General features: G+C 71.3%; 18 protein-coding genes. 8 read left to right on the forward strand and 10 right to left on the reverse strand.

What is annotated here, in order from left to right; translation table 11 throughout:
* Positions 1 to 67: 67 nt before the first annotated feature.
* Positions 68 to 418 (forward strand): DNA polymerase ligase N-terminal domain-containing protein, encoded by a 351-nt coding sequence (locus AB0B86_RS10695; protein ID WP_357402069.1) that lies wholly within the window; start codon positions 68 to 70, stop codon positions 416 to 418.
* A gap of 94 nt (positions 419 to 512) precedes the next feature.
* Positions 513 to 1,229, forward strand: a complete 717-nt coding sequence (locus AB0B86_RS10700; RefSeq protein ID WP_357402067.1) for an alpha/beta hydrolase — start codon at positions 513 to 515, stop codon at positions 1,227 to 1,229.
* Between the two features lie 32 nt (positions 1,230 to 1,261).
* Here the strand turns inward: AB0B86_RS10700 and AB0B86_RS10705 are convergent, their stop codons facing one another.
* The 3 genes from AB0B86_RS10705 to AB0B86_RS10715 are packed head-to-tail and all read right to left on the reverse strand — an operon-like array spanning position 1,262 to position 6,901.
* Positions 1,262 to 4,129 carry an FAD-binding and (Fe-S)-binding domain-containing protein gene (locus AB0B86_RS10705; RefSeq protein ID WP_357402065.1) on the reverse strand — a complete coding sequence of 956 codons (2,868 nt, stop codon included), beginning with the start codon at positions 4,127 to 4,129 and terminating at the stop codon, positions 1,262 to 1,264.
* Between the two features lie 25 nt (positions 4,130 to 4,154).
* Positions 4,155 to 5,327 carry an anhydro-N-acetylmuramic acid kinase gene (locus AB0B86_RS10710; RefSeq protein ID WP_357402063.1) on the reverse strand — a complete coding sequence of 391 codons (1,173 nt, stop codon included), beginning with the start codon at positions 5,325 to 5,327 and terminating at the stop codon, positions 4,155 to 4,157.
* Positions 5,328 to 5,338: 11 nt separating this feature from the next.
* Entirely contained in the window at positions 5,339 to 6,901 is a 1,563-nt protein-coding gene (locus AB0B86_RS10715) for a sodium:solute symporter (RefSeq protein WP_357402061.1), read from the reverse strand.
* 266 nt (positions 6,902 to 7,167) lie between these two features.
* Here AB0B86_RS10715 and murQ point away from each other — a divergent pair, with 266 nt between their 5' ends.
* Complete coding sequence (murQ, locus tag AB0B86_RS10720) at positions 7,168 to 8,061, forward strand: N-acetylmuramic acid 6-phosphate etherase (protein WP_357417417.1); 894 nt, start codon at positions 7,168 to 7,170, stop codon at positions 8,059 to 8,061.
* An 87-nt stretch (positions 8,062 to 8,148) separates the two neighbouring features.
* Here the strand turns inward: murQ and AB0B86_RS10725 are convergent, their stop codons facing one another.
* The 3 genes from AB0B86_RS10725 to AB0B86_RS10735 all read right to left on the reverse strand — a co-directional run bounded on the left by AB0B86_RS10725 (position 8,149) and on the right by AB0B86_RS10735 (position 9,793).
* Positions 8,149 to 8,433 carry a hypothetical protein gene (locus AB0B86_RS10725; RefSeq protein ID WP_357402057.1) on the reverse strand — a complete coding sequence of 95 codons (285 nt, stop codon included), beginning with the start codon at positions 8,431 to 8,433 and terminating at the stop codon, positions 8,149 to 8,151.
* 13 nt (positions 8,434 to 8,446) lie between these two features.
* Positions 8,447 to 9,271, reverse strand: a complete 825-nt coding sequence (locus tag AB0B86_RS10730) for a hypothetical protein (RefSeq protein ID WP_357402055.1) — start codon at positions 9,269 to 9,271, stop codon at positions 8,447 to 8,449.
* Between the two features lie 285 nt (positions 9,272 to 9,556).
* Positions 9,557 to 9,793, reverse strand: a complete 237-nt coding sequence (locus AB0B86_RS10735) for a DUF5988 family protein (protein ID WP_357402053.1) — start codon at positions 9,791 to 9,793, stop codon at positions 9,557 to 9,559.
* A gap of 77 nt (positions 9,794 to 9,870) precedes the next feature.
* Between AB0B86_RS10735 and AB0B86_RS10740 the strand changes: the two genes are divergently transcribed.
* Both AB0B86_RS10740 and AB0B86_RS10745 read left to right on the forward strand, forming a co-directional pair.
* The gene (locus AB0B86_RS10740) at positions 9,871 to 10,002 is read left to right on the forward strand and encodes a hypothetical protein (RefSeq protein ID WP_357402051.1); all 132 of its coding nucleotides are present in this window, start codon (positions 9,871 to 9,873) and stop codon (positions 10,000 to 10,002) included.
* 43 nt (positions 10,003 to 10,045) lie between these two features.
* Complete coding sequence (locus AB0B86_RS10745; RefSeq protein WP_357402049.1) at positions 10,046 to 11,311, forward strand: PHB depolymerase family esterase; 1,266 nt, start codon at positions 10,046 to 10,048, stop codon at positions 11,309 to 11,311.
* Positions 11,312 to 11,424: 113 nt separating this feature from the next.
* Here the strand turns inward: AB0B86_RS10745 and AB0B86_RS10750 are convergent, their stop codons facing one another.
* The 4 genes from AB0B86_RS10750 to AB0B86_RS10765 all read right to left on the reverse strand — a co-directional run bounded on the left by AB0B86_RS10750 (position 11,425) and on the right by AB0B86_RS10765 (position 17,138).
* The gene (locus AB0B86_RS10750) at positions 11,425 to 13,005 is read right to left on the reverse strand and encodes an RICIN domain-containing protein (RefSeq protein WP_357402402.1); all 1,581 of its coding nucleotides are present in this window, start codon (positions 13,003 to 13,005) and stop codon (positions 11,425 to 11,427) included.
* Between the two features lie 143 nt (positions 13,006 to 13,148).
* Positions 13,149 to 14,636 (reverse strand): family 43 glycosylhydrolase, encoded by a 1,488-nt coding sequence (locus AB0B86_RS10755; protein ID WP_357402047.1) that lies wholly within the window; start codon positions 14,634 to 14,636, stop codon positions 13,149 to 13,151.
* Positions 14,637 to 14,962: 326 nt separating this feature from the next.
* Positions 14,963 to 16,375 carry an acyl-CoA synthetase gene (locus AB0B86_RS10760; protein WP_357402045.1) on the reverse strand — a complete coding sequence of 471 codons (1,413 nt, stop codon included), beginning with the start codon at positions 16,373 to 16,375 and terminating at the stop codon, positions 14,963 to 14,965.
* Between the two features lie 145 nt (positions 16,376 to 16,520).
* Entirely contained in the window at positions 16,521 to 17,138 is a 618-nt protein-coding gene (locus AB0B86_RS10765; RefSeq protein WP_357402043.1) for a TetR/AcrR family transcriptional regulator, read from the reverse strand.
* Positions 17,139 to 17,207: 69 nt separating this feature from the next.
* On the opposite strand from AB0B86_RS10765, the gene AB0B86_RS10770 reads away from it, so the two are divergent.
* The 3 genes from AB0B86_RS10770 (at position 17,208) to AB0B86_RS10780 (ending at position 22,808) form a co-directional block, all read left to right on the forward strand.
* Entirely contained in the window at positions 17,208 to 19,391 is a 2,184-nt protein-coding gene (locus AB0B86_RS10770; protein WP_357402041.1) for an MMPL family transporter, read from the forward strand.
* 295 nt (positions 19,392 to 19,686) lie between these two features.
* Positions 19,687 to 22,284, forward strand: a complete 2,598-nt coding sequence (gene rph, locus AB0B86_RS10775) for a rifamycin-inactivating phosphotransferase (RefSeq protein WP_357417422.1) — start codon at positions 19,687 to 19,689, stop codon at positions 22,282 to 22,284.
* An 89-nt stretch (positions 22,285 to 22,373) separates the two neighbouring features.
* Positions 22,374 to 22,808, forward strand: a complete 435-nt coding sequence (locus AB0B86_RS10780) for a VOC family protein (protein WP_357417424.1) — start codon at positions 22,374 to 22,376, stop codon at positions 22,806 to 22,808.
* The last annotated feature ends 16 nt before the right edge of the window (positions 22,809 to 22,824 follow it).

A 22,824-nucleotide genomic window follows, 5' to 3' on the forward strand; every position in this document is an offset into this window, starting at 1 on the left:
ACCTCGGTCACCGTGGTGACGAGCGGGTCGCCAGCGAGAGCGTGGCGGGGCGGCGACAATCGACAGCGTGCCACCTGCCTTCGTGCTGCACCACCACCGCAAGCCACGACCGCACTTCGACCTGCGGCTTGAGGAGGCCGGTGTGCTGCGTTCCTGGGCGGTACCCCGCGGCCTGCCGGACGACCCTCGCGGCAACCGGCTCGCGATCGCCGTGGCGGACCACCACCTTGACCACCTCACCTACGAGGACGCCGACAAGTCGATCGCCGACATCGGCACCTGGGAGGAGCACGACCGCGACGAACGCCGCCTGCTGTTCACGCTGCACGGCCGCGCGGGCCGACGACGGTACGCGCTCATCCGCACGAGCGAGGGGTGGTTGCTGCACCTGACGAAGGAGCAACCCTCGGACGAGTGAGAGCACCGGATGTTTCGCTCTCGCGTGACGGGTAATCAGGCGCACCGGCGCGGCCGTGGGTGCAACAGTGTCACGGAGTGAGGGAGTGCGTGCTATGTCTGATCCGCAGCCCACCATCGTTCTCGTACACGGGGCGTTCGCCGAGTCGGCGAGCTGGAACGGCGTGATCGAGCGGTTGGGCGCCGCGTACAACGTGGTCGCCGCCGCCAACCCGCTGCGCGAGCTCGCCGGCGACGCCGCCTACCTGCGGGACGTGGTACGCGGGATCGGCGGCCCGGTCGTCCTGGTCGGACACTCCTACGCTGGCATGGTGATCACGCAGGCCGCCGCCGGCGAGACACTGGTGCGGGCCCTCGTGTACGTGAACGCCTTCAGCCCGGACACCGGTGAGTCGGCGCTGTCGCTGTCCGGGATGTTTCCCGGCAGCACGCTCGCCGACACGCTCGTGCAGTACCCACTGTCGACCGGCGGCAACGAGGTGGCGATCGGCCAGGACACCTTCCACAAGCAGTTCGTCGCGGACGTGTCGGCGGACACCGCCGCGCTGATGGCCCGGACCCAGCGGCCGATCACCGAGAAGGCCCTGGGTGACGGGCTCACCGGCGACCCGGCCTGGCGATCGCTGCCCAGTTGGTTCGTGTTCGGCGACGCCGACAACAACATCCCGGTCGCCGCACACCGGTTCATGGCCGAGCGGGCCCAACCGCGGGGCCAGCGTGAGATCGCCGGTGGTTCGCACGCCATGGTGGTGGCCCGGCCGGGCGAGGTCGCCGAGACGATCATCGAGGCGGTCCGGGGCGTGGGCGGCTGACGTCCGCTCCCGGCGCTGACGAGGATCCGGGACTACGCGGGCGGTTCGACCGCCTCGACGAGGACCTGGAGCACGTGCCGGTACGGCTGCCCGGTGGCCCGGCTCATGCCCATCTCGCAGGTCCGGTTGCAGGAGGCGTACGCGTCGTGGTCACGCTCGTTGATCTCAGCGGCCTGCGCCGCGGTGGCCCCGGCGGTCACCTCGGGGTGCAGCAGCCCCCGGTCGCCGGCGAAGGCGCAGCAGCCCCAGCTGTCCGGCACGGTCACCGTGTCGGCGACCGCGCCGGCCACCGTGCGCAGGTCGTCGACGCCGTCGAGGTGCACTGTGGAGCAGGTGGGGTGCAGGGCCAGTGAGCCCAGCCGCCGGGGCTCCGGCAGCGCCGGCAGCAGGTGCTCGGCGGTGAACGTGACGCTGTCGACGAAGCGCAGGTCGCGGTAGCGCGCCCGGTCCTCCTCGGCGAGCGCGGCGGTCAGCTGGGTCAGCCCGTGGGTGCAGGACGACGCGTCGCACACGACGGGCAGCCGGCCCTGGTCGCTGGCCGCCCAGAGCGTGGCGAGGGTCCGCTCGGCCATCTCGCGGTGCCCGGCCGGGTACCCCTTTGACTGCCAGGGCGTTCCGCAGCACAGACCCGACGTGCCGGCCGGTACGACGACCGGCACCCCGGCCAGCTCGCACAGGCGCAGGAACGCCGCCGCCGCGCCGCCGGCCGGGCCGTCCTGGGGGGCGAAGAGGCTGCCGACGCAGGCCGCGAAGAACACCGCCCGGGCGTCCGGCGCGTTGCGGGGTGCGGGGCGGGGCGCGCCGGCGCGCGGCATGTCGTCGCTCCACTCCGGTACGAGTTCGGTGCCGCCGAGCCCACGGAGCACCCCGGTGGCGGCGCGGGTCAGCGGTGCCGGTACGGCGTGCGCGGCGGTCAGGCCCACCCGGACACCTGTCACGGCGGCCTGCCAGTGCCGGGCGGCGGTGCGGGCGGTGCGCTGGGCGCGCGGGCTGTGCCGCTCGGCGCGCAGCCGCTTCATCGCCACCCCGGTGTCGATGCCGACCGGGCAGGCGGTGACGCAGAGGCTGTCCGCGGCGCAACTGTCCACCGCGGCGTACGCGTAGTCGGCGCTCAGTTCGCGGCGGCGCTCCTCGTCACCGGCGGCGGTGGCCAGGGCGATCTGCCGTTGCAGGACGATGCGCTGCCGGGGGGTGGTGGTGACGTCGGCGGTGGGGCAGACCGGCTCGCAGTAACCGCACTCCACGCAGGCGTCCAACTCGGGGTCGACAGTCGGGACGGCCTTGAGCTGGCGCAGGTGCACTGTCGGGTCGTCGTTGAGCAGCACGCCGGGGTTGAGCAGGCCGCTCGGATCGCACAACCGCTTGAGCTCGCGCATCACGTCGTACAGTTCGTCGCCGTACTGGCGGCGGACGAAGGGGGCCATGGCCCGTCCGGTGCCGTGCTCGGCCTTGAGGGTGCCCCCTTCGGCAAGCACGAGGTCGACCATGTCGTCGGTGAACCGGGCGTAGCGGTCGATCTCGGCCGCCGTGTCGAAGGACTGGGTCAACATGAAGTGCAGGTTGCCGTCGCGGGCGTGTCCGAAGATCACCGCGTCCGGATAGCCGTGCCGCTCGAACAGGCGGATCAGCCCATCACAGGTGCCGGTCAGCCGTGGCATCGGCACCGCGATGTCCTCGAGCAGGGCCGTGGTGCCGGGCGCGCGGGCACCGGCGACCGCCGTGTAGAGGCCCTTGCGCAGGTGCCAGAGCCTGGCCCGTTCGCGCGGGTCGTGGGTCAGCCCGGTGCCGGTGACGGCGGGCAGCCGGTCGAGCACGGGCTGGGCGTCGGCGAGCGTGGCGGCCAGCCGTTCCGCGCTGTCCTCGGCGAACTCCACGAGCAGCGCGGCGTGCCCGCTCACCGTCAGCCCACGCAGGGCCGGGCTCGCGTCCGGGTCGCGCTGGCTGACCCGCAACGCGGCCGCGTCGAGCAGTTCGGCGGTACGCGCACCGACGGCCAGCAGGGCGGGCAGCGCGTCGGTGGCGGCGCTGAGGCCGGGCAGGATCAGCAGTCCGGTGGCGGCGTGTTTGTGGATCTCGACGGTCCGGAAGACGGCCCCGGCCACGAAGCCGAGGGTGCCCTCGCTGCCGATCATCAGGTGGGCGAGCATGTCGACCGGGCTGTCGTGGTCGAGCAGGGAGTTCAGCCCGTACCCCATTGTGTTCTTCATCGCGAACAGCCGCTCGATGGTGGCGCGTGCGCCGGGTGCCGAGCGCACCCGGTCACGCAGCCGCAGCAGCCCGGCGTGCAGCTCGGGTTCGTCGGCGCGCAGCCGGTCGTCGGCGTCGCGGACGGCGGAGTCGACAACGGTGCCGGACGGCAGCACGAAGCGCAGCGACTCCATGGTGCGGTACGCGTTGTCGGTGGTCCCGCAGGTCATTCCGCTGGAGTTGTTGGCCACCATGCCGCCCACCGTGCAGGCGGCCTCGCTGGCCGGGTCGGGGCCGAGCCGGCGGCCGTAGCGGGCCAGCCGGGCGTTGGCCTGCCGGATGGTCAGGCCCGGCTGGAGCCGGATGCGGCGGCCGTCGTCGAGCACCTCGGCGTGCCGCCAGTCGGTCCGGACGTCGACAAGCACCCCCGCGCCGCCGGCCTGCCCGGCGAGGCTGGTGCCGCCGCCGCGCAGGGTCAGCGGGACGCCGGCCTCCCGGGCGCCGGCCATCAACGCACCCACCTCGGCCGCCGTGGCGGCGCGCACCACGGCCTGCGGCTCGAACAGGTACGGCGAGGCGTCGTGCGCCGCGGCTAGCCTCCGGGGCAGCTCGGCGCTGGCCCGGGTCGGATCGGCGAGGCGCGCGCGCAGCAAGTCGGCGACCTCGCGGGCGCGGACGCCGGCGGCGCTCGGCGCGGGAACGACTGTGCTCATTTGCGGATCCTCCCGGAAGGGGTGGTCAGTCGGCGACGATCAGCAACCGCTCGGGCGCGGTGTCGGCCGGCGCCGGCAGCCGCAGCGGCTGGCGACCGGGGGTGATGCTGCCGAGCACGGAGGCGTGCCGCGCCCCGGTGCCCGAGGGCAGGGTGCCCGGCAGCCCGTGCACTGTCAGATAGCCGAGCAGCGCGAAGGCCAGCGCCTCCTTGGCGTCCGAGGCGACACCGACCTCGTCGCTCGACGTCAGGTAGACGTCGGGCAGCTCGTCGACGAGCAGGCCCATCAGGGTCGGGTTGTGTGCCCCGCCGCCGGAGACGACGAGCCGGGTGACGCCGTGCGCCCGGCAGGCGTCGGCCACCGTGACCGCCGTCAGCCGGGTGAGCGTGGCCAGCACGTCGTTCGGCTCCGGCGTGGGGGCGTCGGCGAGGGCGGCGAGCAGGTACGGCAGGTGGAACAGTTCCTTGCCGGTGCTCTTCGGGCTGGGCTGCCGGTAGTACGGCTCGTCGAGCAGCCGCCGCAGCAGCACCTGGTTCACCTGCCCGGCCGCGGCCCCGCGCCCGTCCCGGTCGTACTCCTCGGCGCCGCCGCTGAAGTGGCGCGCGGCGGCGTCGAGGAGCGCGTTTGCCGGCCCGGTGTCGAACGCGAGCGGGTCCGCGTCCGGCGCGACGACAGTGATGTTGGCGATGCCGCCGAGGTTGAGCGCGGCGGGGACGCCGGGCAGGCCCCGCAGCAGCAGCGCGTCGAAGAGGGCGACCAGGGGCGCGCCCTGGCCGCCCGCGGCGACGTCGCGGCTGCGCAGGTCGGCCACCACCGGCAGGCCGGTGGCCTCCGCGATCCAGGCCGGCTGCCCCAGTTGCAGGGTGCCCCGCACCACCGGGCCGTCGACCCAGTGGTGCATGGTCTGCCCGTGCGACACGACCAGGTCGGCGTCGTTGCCGCACAGCTGCGCGAGTGCCCGCACGCCGGCCTCGGCGAAGGCCTGGCCGATGCCGGTGTCCAGCACGCAGATCGCCTCGGTGCTTGTCGACGCGGGCGGCAACGCGGCGGCGATGTGGGTGCGCAGCCGCTCCGGGTACGGGTGGCTGAGTCGGCCCAGCGGCCGCATCCGCAGGGTGTCACCGCTGAGGTCGAACTCGGCGGCGGCGGCTTCGATGCCGTCGTAGGAGGTGCCGGACATCAGGCCGATCACGCGCATCACGGTCTCCTTCACGCCCGGCCGGCGGGCTCTGCCGCCGGGTCGTCGGCCTCGTCGGCCCGCCGGTGGTCGTAGGGCGCTGCCGGGGCCGCGTGGAAGCGGCTGGACACCGCGCCGACCAGCAGGGTGATCAGGACTCCGATCGGCACCAGCCACTGCGCGGCGATGGCGGTGGGGACGGTGTTCCCCGCCGTCGTGACGTCGATCTTGACATAGCGGACGATGTAGGTCATCACCGCCACCGTGACGAGGAAGGCGACGAACGCGTCGACCTGGTTGGCCCGGCTGACCAGGCGACCGAGCAGGAAGGCGCCGAGCAGCGCTCCGTAGGTGTAGCCCGCGATGGTCAGACCGGTCAGGTAGACGTTTCCGGTGCTGGAACTGAACGCGCAGGCGAAGACCGCCATCAGCACCGCCCAGACGAGGGTCATCACCCGGGCCAGCCGGAGCATCACGTCGTCCGACGGGGTCTTCCGGAAGAAGCTGTGGATGAAGTCGGCGACAGTGGAGTTCGACATCGAGTTCAGCGCCGACGACAGCGAGCCCATCGCGGCACCGAGGATGCCGGCCACCAGCAGACCCGAGATGCCCACCGGCAGGGCGTGCAGGATGAAGCTCGGGTACAGGTTGTCGCTGCTGGCCAGGCCGAGTTCCTTGAAGGTCTGACCCTTGTTGTACGACCACAGCAGCGCGCCGACCAGGGAGAACGCCGCGAACTGGATGACCACGAAGATGCCCGAGGAGATCATCGCCTGCTGCCCCTCGCGCAGCGTCCGGGTGGACAGGATGCGCTGGACGATCAGCTGGTCCGACCCGTGGCTGGCCATCGCGAAGATCGCGCCACCGATGATCGCGGTCGGCAGGGCGAACGGGCTGGTGAGCACGTGCGCGAGGTCGAAGTTGGTGTCGAAGAGCTGGAACTTGCCGGCGTCGAGCGCCTGCGAGTAGCCGTCGAAGCCGACGGCGTGGCTGAGCACCGCGATGGCCAGGATCGCCCCACCGAGGTAGAGCCCCATCTGGATCGCGTCGGTCCAGATCACCGCCTTGATGCCACCGAGATAGGTGTAAACCACAGTGATGAGGGTCAGAACGATGATAATGGCCTGGTAGCCGACATTCAGCCCGAACTCGTCGAGGAGCAGCTTGATCGGGATGGCCGACGCGAACAGCCGTACGCCCTCGGCGAGCAGACGGGTGAAGACGAAGGTGACCGACGCCAGACCCTGGAGCTTCAGGCCGAACCGCTCACCGAGGTACTGGTAGGCACTGACGAAGCCACCACGCTTGTAGAGCGGGATGAGCACCGCGGCCACGACGACGCGACCGATCACGTAGCCCAGCGCCAGCTCGACGTTGCCGAACCCCTGCCCGCTGTAGGCGCCACCGGGAACGCTGATCACGGTCAGCACGCTGGTTTCGGTGGCGACCACCGAGAACGAGACGGTCCACCAGGGCAGTCGCCCCTCGCCCACGAAGTAGTCCTTGGCGGACTTCTGCCTACCGGACAGGCGTAGTCCGACGTAGGCGATCACCACGAGGTACAGCACGATCACGACAAGGTCGAGTTGACGCACGGCTCGCTCCCTACCAGGGGTTGTCAATAAGTGACGCTGGTCTACCGTAGCGCGAAACTTTTTGCCACCACCGCTCCGGGCTGGCTACGCTGTGCTCCCAGCCTGCTGGTATGGGGGCACGGTGGCCCGCCGGGGTCGCCACCCATCCGCCACCGCGCCTCAGCCTCATCGCGGCGAGTCGCGAGCACGCGCCAGACGTCGACCGCACCGGCGCGCGATCGCCCGCCGGCTGGCGACTGAACACCAGCGAGAGGAACGAACACCCCGTGGACCTCAGCACCCTCGGCACCGAGACCCGCAACGACAAGACCACCGACCTCGACCGGATGTCTCCCACCGAGTTGCTCCTCGCCATGAACGACGAGGACCACACTGTCGCGCAGGCCGTCCGCCGGGCCGTGCCGGACATCGCGGCCGCCGTCGACGTCGTCGTGGCGTCGCTGCGCCAGGGCGGGCGACTGATCTACCTCGGCGCCGGCACCAGCGGCCGGATCGGCATGCTCGACGCCGTCGAGATCCCGCCGACCTTCGGTACCTCGCCCGACCAGGTCGTCGGCCTGCTCGCCGGCGGGGCGGGAGCCTTCACTGTCGCCGTCGAGGGCGCGGAGGACAGCCCGGCCGGTGCCGTCGCCGACCTCGACGCCCTCGGCCTGACCTCCCGCGACACAGTCGTCGGGCTCGCCGCCAGCGGCCGTACCCCGTACGTGGTCGGCGGGTTGGCGCACGCCCGCGCGCTCGGCGCGTCGACCGTCTCGGTGGCCTGCAACACCGACGCGGTGATCAGCCGGTACGCCGATGTCGCAGTCGAGGTGCCCACCGGCCCCGAGGTGCTCACCGGCTCGACCCGGCTCAAGGCCGGCACCGCCGAGAAGCTCGTCTGCAACATGCTCTCGACCGCCGCGATGGCCCGGCTCGGCAAGGTCTACGGCAATCTGATGGTGGACATGAACGCCACGAACGAGAAGCTCGTCGACCGGGCGCGACGGATCGTCGCCGAGGCCGCCGACACCGACCTCGACACCGCCAGCCGGGCGCTGGACCAGGCGCACGGACACGCGAAGACGGCCATCGTGCTGCTGCTTGCGGGTTGCACCGCGGAGGAGGCCGCCGCGCGGCTGCGCGCCGCCGACGACGACGTCCGGGCGGCCGTCGCGGCCTGACCCACAGCCGTCGCCCCCCGACGCTTCGGCGCGGGGGTGGACCGCCACGAAGCGCCCCGTCCAACCTGGACGGGGCGCTTCGTCAGATCAGCCGACCTGTGGGTCGGTCACGGTGCGGTCCGGGTCACCATCGAGGCCGGGCGGGGTGGCCACCTCGATCCGAGGTGACCGATCCGGCGGGAGGTGGGCGAGGTCGGCGATCACGACGACATCCACGTCTCCGTCGATCATCGTCTGCTCGACGGTCTCCCACGGTGCGCGGACGATTCCCGCCAATCGGTAGGAGTGCCGGTCGAGGTGCGCAAGGCACCTCGTGACGGCGGGCTCGGACGGCTCGACGGTGGCGGGGACCCAGATGACTGCGATTTCCATGTGACTCTCCTGATCAGTGTCGTGGCTGCGACTGGGTGATCAGAAGGTGCTGTGGTGGCGGGGGACCCCGCTCCACCGGTCGGCCGGTAGCGCGCCGGTCGACGGCGGCGACTGTGGCACCCGGTCGTAGCGGTGCGGTGAACAGCGAAGCTTCCGCAGTCGACGAGGGAGGATCGACACCGCCGGTGCCGGTGCCGGCCGGTGCCGACGAGAATGCCAGCGCGAACACCGGTAGGCCTGAGCGGGGACGCGCGGGCGGACCGGGCGTCGGTTCCGCGGCGACGGTCGCCGCCGGCCGCGGCCGATCCGGTGCCCGGTCGGCAGACGTTTCCTGGACGCCACCGAAAGAGACCGTCGCCGTCGACGGGGGTGGCGACGGCTGCGGGGCAACGTGTGCGGCCGGCGAATCCGCGGCCGAGCTATCCGCGGTGGGCGGGGCGGCTGTGGTCGACGGGAGGGCTGCGGTCGACGGTGGGACATCGGACAGCCGGGTCGGCGTGCCGGTGGGGATCGCGGTCGGCGCGGGCAGGGAGACGGCCGAGGGCAGCGGCAGTGGGATCGCGGTCGGCAGCGGCAGGGAGGCGGCCGACGGCAGTGGGATCGCGCTCGGCAGCGGCAGGGAGGCGGCCGACGGCAGCGGCAGGGGGACGGTCAGCTGGGCCTCGACCACGGCGGGCACCTCGACAGTGATGGTCTGTGGCGCGGAGGCCCCGTCCACCGGCGGCACGGCGGTTGGCAGCGGCAGCGGCGTGTCGGCGTGGGCGGGGTTGGCACCCAGGGCCGCGCCGAGCGCGACCGCGCCGAGCGCGACCGCGGGAAGGCTGTGCCGTGCCCGCATCAGACGGAGGCTGCCGAGGACCGTGTGGTGCGCGTCGGCCGGTCAGATCCGCCAGCCCGGTGCCGCTGGCCGATCGGTAGCCTCTCGCCCCGTGCCGTTCCCTCCACGTGTGGTTCTTGCCCCGAGACACCTGGGACTACACCTGCTGTCGATGTCTGCGCCGGCAATACGACTGAATGCGCCAACGGCTCGCCACGACGGGGCGGCGGTGGGCGGTGGCGATGGCGTCGCGCGGACATACCGTTTCGCGGAGGCCGACGGCGTCCGCGAAACGGCCTGTCCTGCTCACTCCGCGATCCGGGTCCGCATGGTCCAGTGGAACTCCGGCACCTGTCGCTCGTCGTCGTCGGGCTGGTCGTCGGCTCGTTCGAAGTGCTCGTAGCCACCGAGATGCGGAACCTTGACGCGGGTCGCGTCCGCCACGATGGCGGCCGCGCGAGCCTCGGGTGGCAGGTCTGCCGGGCCGCCGATGAGCATCCCGTCGAATCTCGGTGCGGGAGGGGCTTCCGTCAGGTCGTCCATCCGTTGCCTCCATGGCTGATTCGCCGGCTGGGTCTTCTCCATCGTGGCGGTAACACCGGAGGTCCGGATACCCGTAAGTGACCCCTATCGAGCGGCGGCGGCCCTACGAGCGCCCGGACACCGAGGAGTCCGAGCCGGCCACGGACCGGAGGTTCATCGCCGCGGCCGTGGACGCCGGTTGCCAGCTGATCTCGGCGGCGTTACGTTGAGATCTCATCGACGAACGTCTACTCCGCACGCTACGGGGGCCGCATGTCCACGTCTGTCACGCGTCGCACCGTCCTGGCCGGTGGGGCCGGTGCCGCCATCGGCCTGGCCCTGCCCGGTCACGCCGCCCACGCCGGTGACCACCATCCGACAAGCGTGCGCTTCACCCTCGACGCGACAACGCTCGACGGCGGTGAGCAGGTCACCTCGGTCACCCTCGACACCAGCCGGCTCGGGCCGATCGACCCGGCCGGGCTGACCCCCGCCACGTTCAGCGTGCACGCCAAGGCCACCAGCCCGATCCCGATCGCCCCCGGCGATCAGATCTTCAGCGAGTACGACCTGGACCGTACGGTGACCGCGGCCCGGCTCGACCGGCACGGCAACATCGTGCTTGAGCTGAGCCACGCCGAAGGTCAACCCGGCGGTGGCACCCTCGGCTACATCCTGAGCAAGGGCCGCAACGTCCGGTTGGACCTCGTCTACACCATCACGCAGCACACCCCGATCGCCCGACGCCACGGCTCGCCGGTCACCATCACCCGCTTCGTGCAGGGCCGGCTGTCGAATCCCGAGGTGGACGCCTTCAGCTACCACGTCTGCGGCTCGGGCCTGAAGTACCGGCTGTATTCCCCCGACCACTCGGCCCGGCCCGGTCGGCGACCGCTGATCGTCTGGCTGCACGGCGCCGGCGAGGGTGCGTCGCTGCCCGACGACTACTACGACAACGAGACCACGCTGCGTGCCAACCGGGGGGCGCTGGGCTTCGCCACGCCGCAGGCGCAGCGGATCTTCTCCGGCGCGTACGTGGTGGCCCCGCAGAGCACGTCCTACTGGATGGAGGACGGCCCCCGGTTCGCCCCGCTGATCCGTGAGATCGTCCGGGACCTCGTCCGCCGCAAGCGCGTCGACCCCGATCGGATCTACGTGGTCGGGTGCAGCAACGGTGGCTACATGTCCCTGGAGATGACAGTGGCCTATCCCGACCTGTTCGCCGCGTCGGTGCCGATCTGCGGCGTCGTCGAGCCGCTCGACGGGGTGGGCCCGCCGCTTGTCACCGACGCGGAGCTGGCGGCGATCCGCACCCCGACCTGGTTGGTCACCTCGCGCGACGACGACACCGTGCCGCCCGAGACCAACACGATCCACGCCCACGACCTCATCCCGGGATCGTTGATCAGCCTGTACGACCACGTCGTCTGGAACGGCTACCAGTTCCCCGGCCACTGGTCCTGGATCTACGTGGCCCGTAACGACCCGAGCCGCAACGGCACCCACATCTGGCAGTGGATGGCCCGCCGCCGTCGGTGATCGGCGGGTCCCGGGTCGAACAGGTGCGTCGAGCCCACCGCCAGCGCCACGATCCGGGCCCGGCCGTGACCGGGGGCGGCCGACCGAATCCGGTCGGCCGCCCCCTGCTCAGATCAACACCAGGTAAGTGTCGAGTTGACCCGCGTGACGTTGCTGATCGTGTTGTTGGCCCCGCCGCACGGGCTCTGGGTGATGTTGGTGCCGCTGACTGTCAGGTTCTGGAACCGGATGCCCGACGAGATCGGGAACTCGGTCCGCGCCGCGATCCGTACCTCGCCACCGCCGGTCACCGTCCCGGAAACACCGGCGATGACGACGTTGTAGCAGTTCTCCACCAGGATCGCGTTGTTTCCGGTGTTCGAGATCGTCACCCGGTCGATGACCGCGCCACCGGACTCCGACACGCAGAAGATCCCACGTCCGCCCCCGGATGCGAGCACGGTGCCGACCCGGATGTTCGTCGGATACGAGTTGCCCACCCGGCCGTTGCGGTTGGCCATCCGGAACGCCGCGTACCCGGTGCCGGTCCCGGCGCCCTGCGCGTCGACAGTGCCCACCGTGGCGTTGATCGTGTCGTTGAGCAGCAGACCGGAGTCCCGGGTGTTGCGCGCGGTGACCGTGCCGATGGTCAGACCGTCCACGCCGTACGTCTCCACCCCGTGCGTACCGGTCCCCGAGACGTACACGTTGTCGATGCGGACGTTGCGCACCTTGACCGCCCGGTCGCCACCGTGGTTGTCGATGCGGACCCCGAGGCCCGCCGACAGCCGCATGTCGATCTGCCCGAGGGTCAGGTTGTTCACGTTGCGCATGAAGATCCCGTACAACGGCGAACCGGTGAGCGTGAGGTTCTGCACCTCGACGTCAGTGGTTCCCCGCGAGTACACCGGTGCCTGGTCGCCAGAGCCCGACCCGGTCACGTTGATCGTGCCGCACACGGCGAGTGTGGTGTACGACGGCAGTGACAGCCGCGAGCCCGCACTCATCGAGCCGGAGCCACGAACCACCACCCGCTGCTTCGACGTCCGGCCCGAGGACAGTGAGTTGACCGCCGCCTGCATCGCCGCGAGCATGTCCGCTCCCGAGTAGACAGTCGACGAGCCGTTGCGGGCCGTCCAGGTGCTGCCGCTCAGCACGGCCTCGGCGTTTGTCGACCCGCTGCCACAGCCGGTGGCGGGTGGGGTGCCGACACCGCCGACCGCGACCAGTTGCCACTGCTGGTTGGTGCCGTTGACATCGGCGTACTGACTGATCCGACCGCCGTCGGCGGTGGACCGCTCCCAGACCTCGAGTGCCTTGGCGGAGTGGCGGTTGATCAGCCGGACGTGGCCGCTGTCGGAGTCGAGCACCTGGAACTGCTGGTTGGTGCCGTTGACATCCGACCACTGGCGGTAGTCGGCGCCGTCGGCGGTGTTCCACTCCCAGAGGTCGACGACCTTCCCGCTGTGCCGGGCCTTGAGGCGGTAGTAGCCGCCGCCGGAGGAGACGAACTGGAACTGCTGCCACGCGCCGTCGTTGCGGGACCACTGCTGGATCACCGCGCCGTCAGCCGTGGAGGTGTCCCGGACGTCGAGCACCTTGCCGCTGTTTCGGTTGACCAGGACGTAGTAGGCGTTGGTGTCGATGGTCGCCGCCGCTGCCGGTGGTGCGCCGACCAGAACGGCAGCTGCGGCGCCGACAAGCGCGGTGACCATGGCCAGCGCCGCACCCCTACGCCCGACCCGACGGGCCGTCGGTCTTCTCATGATGGTGCGGGGCATCTGTCCTCCTGGCGGGATCGGCTCCGGAGCGAAGCTGGACGGGTGTGGACGGCCGCGGGCGCCGCGGCCGGTGGCGGCTACTCCAGGTGGAAGGTGGCCGAGGCGCGGTCGGCGCTCGTGCTGACCGCCTCCACGTAGAACAGCCCGTCGCGGTGGCGCACATATCGGCCCGCGTAGTTCTGCGACTCCAGGGAGATCGCGGCGCTGTCGGCGAGGCCGGACTGGCGGCGGAAGCTGGCGTCGCTGCCGAAGAGCGCCGAGCCGTCGTTCTTCTCGACGTAGAGGGCGAAGCCCCGGTGGCGCAGGTAGTACCCGGGGAAGTTCGTCGACTCCAACGACACCGAGCCGCCGCCGGCGAGGCCGTTGACGATCCGGAACTGCGAGTCGGCCAGGTTCGTCACGTTCGGTTCGAGTCGGGCCCGGTAGTCGTAGTGCCGCAGGTAGCTGGTGGCCTGGTCGTGTGACCGCAGCCGAACCGGGGTGGCCCCGTCGGGTACCGGGATGCCGAAGTTGGGGGTGCCGTCGGCGTTCCAGTACACCTTCTGCAGCCGGGTCCGCCGGTTCGGGTCGTTGAGCGGATCGCCGCTGATGTCGCGGTAGTTGCGGTCGTGATAGACCAGGATGTCGGTCTGCCCGTCCTCGGAGACGGTGAACGAGTTGTGGCCGGGACCGTACTGGCTGGTGGCCGCGTTGCTGACGAACACCGGGGTGGGACTCTTGCTCCACGAGGCCGCGTCGAGCAGGTTCGCGGTGCTGGAGGCGCTCAGCATGCCCAGGCAGTAGTTGGCGTCGGTGGCGCTCGCCGAGTAGGTAAGGAAGATGCGGCCGTTGCGCTGGATGACCGCCGGTCCCTCGGCGACCCGGTAGCCGCGGGTCTCCCAGTCGTACGTCGGCACGACGAGGCGGGTCACGGTGCCGGTGATCTGCCAGGGGTTGGCACCCATCCGAGCGAGGTAGACGTTCGAGTTGTTTGACATTCCCGGTTCCTGCTGGGCCCAGGTCAGGTAGCGCACCCCGTTCGCCACGAAGGTCGACGCGTCCAGGCTGAAGGTGTCCCAGGGCGTGGTGATCCGTCCGCGTTCGGTCCACGAACCGGTGAGCGGGTTGGCGCTGGCGTTCTCCAGCGCGTACATCCGGATCCGCCACACGTCATCGGTCCGGCCCGCGGCAAAGTAGACGTACCACCTGTTGTTTATGAAGTGGATCTCTGGTGCCCAGATGTGGGCGCCCATCTCGCCGCTGGTGTGGCGGCTCCAGATCGTCGACTCCGGTGCCGTCGCCAGCCCCTGCAGGGTGGTCGCCCGTCGCAGCACGATCCGGTCGTACTGCGGCACGGTTGCCGTCAGGTAGTAGTAGCCGTCGGTGTGCCGGAAGATGTGCGGGTCGGCCCGCTGGTTCACAAGTGGGTTCGTGTAGTTGACCGCCGGTGCGGCCTGCGCCGGCCCCGCCGCCGGCAGCCCGGCGGAGACGGCGAGCACCGCCAGCACGGCGGCGACCACCGATCGTGCGCGCCGACGACCGGGGACGCGGCCGGTTGGGTCGGTGCGGGGGAGTGGCAGCGGCATCTGTCCTCCGTGCGGTTCGTGAGCGACCCGTCCGTCGGTGCGGCAGTGCCGGCCGACGCGTCGGGGCCGATCCGGTTGATCGCCGCGCGGCGAGTGCGAACCGATTGGATCGCGCCTGGTCGTGACGCCACCGCGGGCGGCCGGCCTGCGGCACTCCGCCGAAGGAGAGACGTGCACGGGACGGGAACATGACGGCGGTGTTGCGCCCAGGTAGCGGTCATAATGTTGGCGTTAACATCGACGTGTGTCAAGGAAACCTGGCCGGTGACCTGCGTGGTCAGATCCCACTGGGACCGCGTCGAAGATCGACCATCGTGCCGGGCGGATCACTCCGCGCCGAGGCGGCCCTTCTGCACCTTGCCGAGCGCGTTGCGGGGCAGGGCCTCGACCAGCCGTACCTGTCGGGGACGCTTGTGCGTCGACAGTTGTCGGGCCACGAACTCGATCAGTTGCGCCGCGTCGATCCCGTCACCCACCACGTACGCCGTCACCTGCTGGCCGAGGTCGGGGTGCGGGGTGCCCACCACCGCGGCCTCGCGGACACCCGGATGCGCCAGCAACGCGTCCTCCACCTCGCCGGCGCCGATCCGGTAACCGCCGCTCTTGATCAGGTCGGTGGCGGCCCGCCCGACGATGCGATGCCAGCCGTCCGGACCGATGGTGGCCACGTCGCCGGTACGGAACCAGCCGTCCGCGGTACGGGCGGCGGCGTCCGCGTCGGGCCGGTTCAGGTACCCGTCGAAGAGGGTCGGGCCAGACACCTCCAGCTCGCCCATCGCCACCCCGTCGGTGGGCACCGGGTGGCCCTGCTCGTCCACGACCCGGGTGCGTACCCCCGGCAGGGGCAGACCGACGGCGCCGGGGCGGCGGGGTCGGTCGGCGGTGGCGCTCACCGTGATCAACGTTTCGGTCATCCCGTAGCGCTCGACGATCTGGTGGCCGGTGAGCCCGGTCAGGTCGGCGAAGACCGTCGGCGGCAGCGCGGCGCTGCCCGACACCAGTAGCCGCGCGGCGCGGAGAGCACGGGCCGAGGTCTCGTCGGCGGCGATCCGGGACCAGATGGTGGGGACACCGAAATAGAGGGAGCCGGCCGCCGCCGCGTACCGCTGGGGGCGGGGTTGGCCCACGTGGTGCAGCCGGCCGCCCACCCGCAGGGGGCCGAGCACGCCGAGCACCAGGCCGTGCACGTGGAACAGCGGCAGGCCGTGTACGAGCAGGTCGTCCGGCGTCCACTGCCAGGCCGTTGCGAGCCCGTCGAGGCAGGCGGCGATGGCTCGGCGGGAGAGTGTCACGCCCTTCGGTGCGCCGGTCGTGCCGCTGGTGTAGAGAATCAGCGCGGTGTCCGCCGGATCGGGCTCCGGGTGGCGGGTGTCCGACCCGCGTTCCAGGTCGATCGGAATTGTCGGTATGCCGGCGGGAGGTTCCCGGCGCTCGCCGCGAGCCGGTACGAGCATCGCCCCGGGCGCCGAGTCCCGCAGAATGTGCCCACGTTCCATCGGTCCGGCGTCGGGCGGGACAGGTATCATCGCGGACCCGGCGAGCAGCGCGCCGACGACACCGACCACAGTGTGCAGGCTGGCGGTCGCGTCGACGGCGACCCGGTCCACACCGCGCAGGTCGTCGGCCACGGCGGCGGCGAACCGTCGCAACTGGACCCACGAGGTCGCCTGGTCGTCGATCCGGATCGCGTCCGGACGTTCGTCTGTCGACGAGAGCAGCCAGCTCAGCAGCACAGGCACGGCACCCTTCTCGTCGTACCCGACCCGGGTCGTCGGGGTGGCCGGCGGACACCTGCCCGACGGTCCGAACCTAGTCGGGCCCACCGGAGGGGACCACCCCTATCGACAGCGTCACGGGTGGCACCGGGCGGGGTGGCGTCGTGGGTCAGCCGAGGTGTTGCCAGGTGGACGTGATGGCGGTTTCCAGTTCGGCGCGGACCCGCTGCGGGTCGGCGGCCATCCGGGCGGCCACCTCGGCATCGGAGTAGAGCATGGTGATCGCGCCGACCAGGGTGCCGACCATGGCACCGACAAGTGCCGAGGCGGCTACCGGATCAAGCGTGCCGGGAAAGGCGTCGAGCAACGCCCGGACGATCTCCCGTTGGCCCTCCAACACCTTGCGCACCGCACCGGCCTGTAGTGCCGGTGTCTGGAGGATCAGGTTGGCGCGGATGCGCTCGGACTGGCCCATGGGGTCGGTGTCCGCGTGCAGCACCGAGTGGAACGCCCGGAGCAGCAGCTGCGCGGGGGTCTCATCCGGGCCCGGGTGCGCCAGCACGGCGGTGAAGAGCTCCAGCTTGAGTGGCGGATCGTCGAAGAGCACGTCCTCTTTGCTGGCGAAGTGGACGAAGAAGGTGCGGGGCGAGACTTCGGCGGCGGCCGTCACGTCGGCGATTGTCGTCTCGTCGTAGCCCTTGCTGGCGAACAGGGCGATCGCCGCGTCGACGAGCGCCTGTCTGGTGCGCGCCTTCTTCCGCTCGCGAAGGCCCATGGTGCCGCTCATCGCTGCATCCTACAATCCTAGACGTTGCAGCCATTGCAAAATTACAACCACTGCACTTAACGTGGGGGCATGGAGAGAACCCTTGAGCGGTTGGGGCGTACCACCGCCCGGCACCCCTGGCTGACGATCGCGGCCTGGGTGGTGAGCGTGCTGGCGTTGCTCGGTGTGGCGCAGGTCGGCGGCGGCGCCTTCGTCAACGAGTTCCGGATCCCCGGCGCCGAGTCGCAGCGCGCCGTCGACCTCACCCAGCGGCACTTCGGCGAACTGGGCGCCGCCAGCGCCGACGTCGTCTGGCACAGCGACAGCGGCCCGCTCCGCGATCCGGCCCACGCCGCCGCCATCCACGCGGTGGTCGCGGACTTCGCCGGGCAGCCGGACGTCCGGTCGGCCGCCGACCCGCTCGCCGAGGGAGGCGGTCAGCTCAGCGCCGACGGCCGCACCGCGATCAGCTCCGTGCAGTACGACAAGGAGCTCGGCGACCTCACCGCCGAGCAGAGCGAACGGCTCGACGTCGCGGCCGACAGGGCGCGTGCCGCCGGGCTGACCGTGGAGTTCCGCGGTCTGGTGGTGGATCTGGCCGCTACCCCGGAGACCAGCGGTTCCGAGCTGATCGGCGTCGGGACGGCGCTGCTCGTCCTGTTGTTCGCGTTCGGGTCGGTGGTGGCCGCCGGCCTGCCCGTGCTGGTCGCCGTGCTCGGGCTGATGGCCGGCACCGCGCTTGTGTTGATCGTCGGCACCGGCCTGGACATCCCGGCCATCGCCCCGATCGTGGCGGTGATGCTCGGGCTCGGTGCGGGCGTCGACTACGCCCTGTTCGTGATCACCAGATTCCGGCACTACCTCTCGACCGGCATGCCGACCGCCGACGCCGTCGGCCGGGCGCTCGCCACGGCGGGCCACGCGGTGCTGTTCGCCGGCGCCACAGTGGTGGCGGCGATCCTCGGGTTGCTGCTCACCGGCATCCCGTTCATCGGGGGCATGGGCGTGGCCGCGGCATTGACCGTCAGCATGACGATGCTCGCCGCGCTGACCCTGCTGCCGGCGGTGCTCGGACTGCTGGGTCCGGCGGTCAACGCCCTGCGTATCGGCCGTCGGCACCCGAGCGCGCCGGTCGTCGGGGAGCCCGGCGCGCGGCGGGCGATCGGCGGCTGGGGGCGGTGGGCGAGCCGGGTGGCGCGGCACCGCTACCCGTACGCGGCCGGGGCTCTGCTGGTCCTCGTCGCGCTCGCGATCCCGATGTTCAGCCTTCGGCTGGGCACACCGGACGACGGCAACGCACCGGCGAGCTTCACCCAGCGCAGGGCGTACGACAGGGTCGCCGCGGAGTTCGGGGCCGGCTGGAACGCACCGTTTCTGATCGTCGCCGACCTGCCCAGCGGCGGCCAGGGCGACGCCGTGCTGGCGAAGTTGAGCAGTGGCCTCGCGGCCGATCCGGAGGTGTCGGTGGTGACTCCGGCCCAGCCGAGCCGGGACGGCGGCTTCGCGTTGCTCACCGTGGTGCCTCGACACTCGCCGCAGGACGCCGAGGTCAGTGACCTGCTGCATCGCATCCGTGCCGACCTGGCGCCGGCGGCCGAGCGGGGCACCGACTGCCGCATCTATGTCGGCGGTCCCACCGCCTTCGTCACCGACCTGTCCGACGCGGTCGGCGCGCGGCTGCCCTGGATGGTGCTCGCCGTGCTGGTCGTGGCGGCGCTCCTGCTGATCGCGATGTTCCGGGCGCCAGTGCTCGCCATCAAGGCGGCGGTGTCGGCGCTGCTGTCGATCGGCGCGGCGTTCGGCGTGCTGGTGGCCATCTTCCAGTGGGGCTGGGGCCTGTCGTTGATCGGCATCGACGAACCCGTGCCGATCATGTCGATGGTGCCGATGCTGTTGTTCGCCGTCCTCTTCGGACTCTCGATGGACTACGAGGTGTTCCTGCTCTCGGCGGTCAAGGAGGAGTACGACAGTGGCCGCGACGCGCAGCGCGCCATCCTGGTCGGAGTGGACAGCACCGGGCGGCTGATCACCGCCGCCGCGGCGATCATGACTGTGGTGTTCCTGTCCTTCGTGCCGATCCAGGACACCAGCATCAAGATGATCGGCATCGGCCTGGCGACCGCGGTGATCATCGACGTCACCATCATCCGACTGGTGCTCGGACCGGCGGTGCTGAGCATCCTCGGGTCGGCCGCCTGGCGTCGATGGCCGAAGGGGCGCCGCCAGGACCCGTCGGCAGCGCGGCGTGCGCCGCTCGTCCCCGGCAGCCACTGACCCGGTCGAAGGCTCCCGGCCGGCGACGGACGCGCCAACGCAAAAGGCAGGGAGATCAGACTCCCTGCCACCTCTAACTTATAGCGTACCGGGGGGCTTGCGGCAAGACCCCGGTCGTGCCGCAGAATCGGCGGCCGGACTCGGCACCGACAGAAAACGGGGGGCACGACGTGGGTGTGTTGTCGTGGTGCGGGGAGCGCGGCTGCCGCGATCCGCGGTTGGGGGCGGCGGTGCCGTCGTGGGCGTCCGCGCTGGGTGCGGTGCGCCGGAGCGCGGCTGCCGGAGGGGTGGGGCGATGAGCGAGCAGTACGTCGTGGATCTTCGAGAGGTCGACCAGACCCAGGTCGCACTCGTTGGCGGCAAGGGCGCGAACCTGGGCGGGCTGTCCCGGATCGACGGCATCCCCGTGCCGCCCGGCTTCTGCGTCACAACCGCCGCCTTCCGGCGGGTGGTGGCGGACGGGCCGGCGGTCGGCGAGCTGCTCGATCAGCTGTCGCGCCTGAGCCCGGACGACCGGGAGGCGATCCGGGTGCTCAGCGCCGAGGTCCGCCGGCGCATCGAAGGGATCGCCATCCCTGACGATCTCGCGGCGGCGATCACCCACACGCTCCTCGTGCACGGCGAGCGGTCCGCCTACGCCGTGCGTTCCAGCGCGACGGCGGAGGACACGCCGACTGCCTCCTTCGCGGGCCAGCAGGACACCTACCTGAACATCCTGGGGCCGGCGGCGATCCTGGCGCACGTCAGCCGGTGTTGGGCGTCGCTGTTCACCGAGCGGGCCGTGACCTACCGCCTCCGCAACGGCTTCGACCACCGGGCGGTCAGCATGGCCGTGGTCGTGCAGCAGATGGTCTTCCCGCGGTCGGCCGGCATCCTGTTCACGGCCGACCCGGTCACCGGCAACCGGAAGGTCGCCACCGTGGACGCCAGCTTCGGCCTCGGCGAGGCCCTGGTCTCCGGCCGGGTCAACCCGGACGTCTTCACGGTGCGCGAAGGTGTCGTCGTCGCCCGGGCGGTGGCCGCCAAACAGGTAGCCGTGCACGCGCGGCCCGGTGGCGGGACCCACGAGGTGGCGGTCGACCCGCAGCGGCAGGATCAGCCGGCGCTGACGGAGGCGCAGGTCCTCCGGCTGGTGCGACTCGGACGACTGATCGAGGCGCGGTTCGGCGGCCCGCAGGACATCGAGTGGTGCCTGGTCGACGATGACTTCCAGATCGTGCAGAGCCGGCCGATCACCACGCTCTTCCCCCTCCCCACGGCCCGCGACCAGGAGAACCACGTCTATCTCTCGGTCGGCCACCAGCAGATGATGACCGACGCGATGAAGCCGCTCGGGCTCTCCATGTGGCAGTTGACGGCCATGGCGCCGATGCACGAGGCCGGCGGTCGACTGTTCGTCGACGCGACCCGGATGCTTGGCGCACCGGCCAGCCGCGACCGCTTCCTGGAGATGGCCGGCCGGATCGATCCGTTGACCAGGGACGCGCTACAGACCGTCCTCGACCGTCCCGGCTTCGTCCCGGCGCTGCCGGACAGCGGGCCCGGCGGGCCGCCGCTCGCCGGTGCGTCCGCCGCGATCGAGACGGACCCGGCCGTCGTCACCGAACTGATCGAGCGCAGCGAAGGGTCGATCGCCGCCCTGCGGCGGGACATCGCGACGTTCACCGGACCGGCGCTGTTCGACTTCCTGCTGGAGGCCTTTGGCGAGCACAAGCGCAATCTCGGCGACCCGGTGAGCATGCAGGCGATCATGGCGGGGATGGAGGCCACCTGGTGGCTCAACGACCGGCTGGGGGAATGGCTGGGCGAGAGGGACGCCGCCGACACCCTCACGCTGTCCGCCCCCGGTAACGTCACCTCGGAGATGGGGCTCGCGCTGCTCGACGTCGCGGACGCGATCCGTCCGCATCCGGAGGTGGTGGCGTACCTGCGGGGCGTCGAGGACGACAGCTTCCTGGACGAGCTGCCGAAGCTCGCGGGCGGGACCGAGGCGCGCGACGCCATCGAGGCCTACCTCGACCGGTACGGCATGCGCTGCGTCGGCGAGATCGACATCACCAGACCGCGTTGGCGGGAACGGCCGGCGACCCTGCTGCCCGTGCTCCTCGACCACGTGGCGAACTTCCCGCCGGGTGCGGCCCAGCGACGCTTCGAGCAGGGGCGACAGGAGGCGCGGCGCAAGGCGCAGGAGGTGTTGACGCGCCTGCGGGCCCTGCCGGACGGGGAGCTGAAGGCCGCCGAGACCGAGCGGATGATCGACCGGGTCCGCACCTTCGCCGGCTACCGGGAGTACCCGAAGTACGGCATCATCAGCCGCTACTTCATCTACAAGCAGGCCCTGCTCGGCGAAATCGAGCGCCTCGTGCGGGCCAACGTGCTCCGCGAGCCGGCGGACGCCTTCTACCTCACCTTCCAGGAGTTGCACGAGGTCGTGCGCTCGCACCAGGTGGACGACACGCTGATCCGGCAACGGAAGGACGCCTTCCGGTCGTACCAGGCGCTCCGGCCGCCCCGGGTGCTGACCTCCGACGGGGAGGCGCTCACCGGGGCGTACCGCCGCGACGACGTGCCGGCCGGCGCTCTGGTCGGCCAGCCGGTGTCGGCCGGGACCGTCGAAGGGCGCGCCCGCGTCATCCTGGACCTGGCCCAGGCTCGTCTGGAACCGGGCGACATCCTCGTCACGGCGCACACGGATCCGAGTTGGACGCCCCTCTTCGTTGCCATCGCGGGCCTGGTGACGGAGGTCGGAGGTTTGATGACGCACGGCGCGGTGATCGCGCGGGAGTACGGCCTGCCGGCCGTGGTCAGCGTGGTGGATGCCACCCGGCTGATCTCCGACGGGCAGCGGATCCGCGTACACGGCAGTGACGGGTACGTCGAGATCCTGTCGTGACCGACCCCGCCGGCCGCGCCGACACAACCGGTCCCGACGCCGCGAGACCCGCTCCGGGGGCGCCGCGACATCCGCTCTAGGGTGGAGCGATGTCACAGGTCAGGCAGGTCCAGGTCACCTTCGACTGTGCGGAGCCGGAGCGGGTCGCCCGGTTCTGGTGCGCGGTGTTGGGATACGTCGTACCGCCGCCCCCGCCGGGGTTCGACAGCTGGGACGACTTCGAGTCGACCCGACCGGTCGAGCAACGGGGCTCGGCGTTCGCCTGTGCTGATCCCTCCGGGGTGGGTCCACGACTGTATTTCCAGCGCGTCCCCGAGGGAAAGGTCGTCAAGAATCGGCTGCACCTTGACGTGCGGGTTGGCACCGGGCTGGTGGGCGACGAGCGGCTGGCCGCGCTTGAGGCCGAGTGCACGCGGTTGGTCGCGCTCGGCGCGGTACGCGTGCGGCTGCTGACCGCCGACGAGGAGAACGAGTCGTGCCTCGTGATGCAGGACGTCGAGGGCAACGAGTTCTGTCTCGACTGAGGGGCCGCGGCGGCAC

The sequence above is a fragment of the Micromonospora sp. NPDC049047 genome, from assembly GCF_040649135.1.
Classification (GTDB): domain Bacteria; phylum Actinomycetota; class Actinomycetes; order Mycobacteriales; family Micromonosporaceae; genus Micromonospora.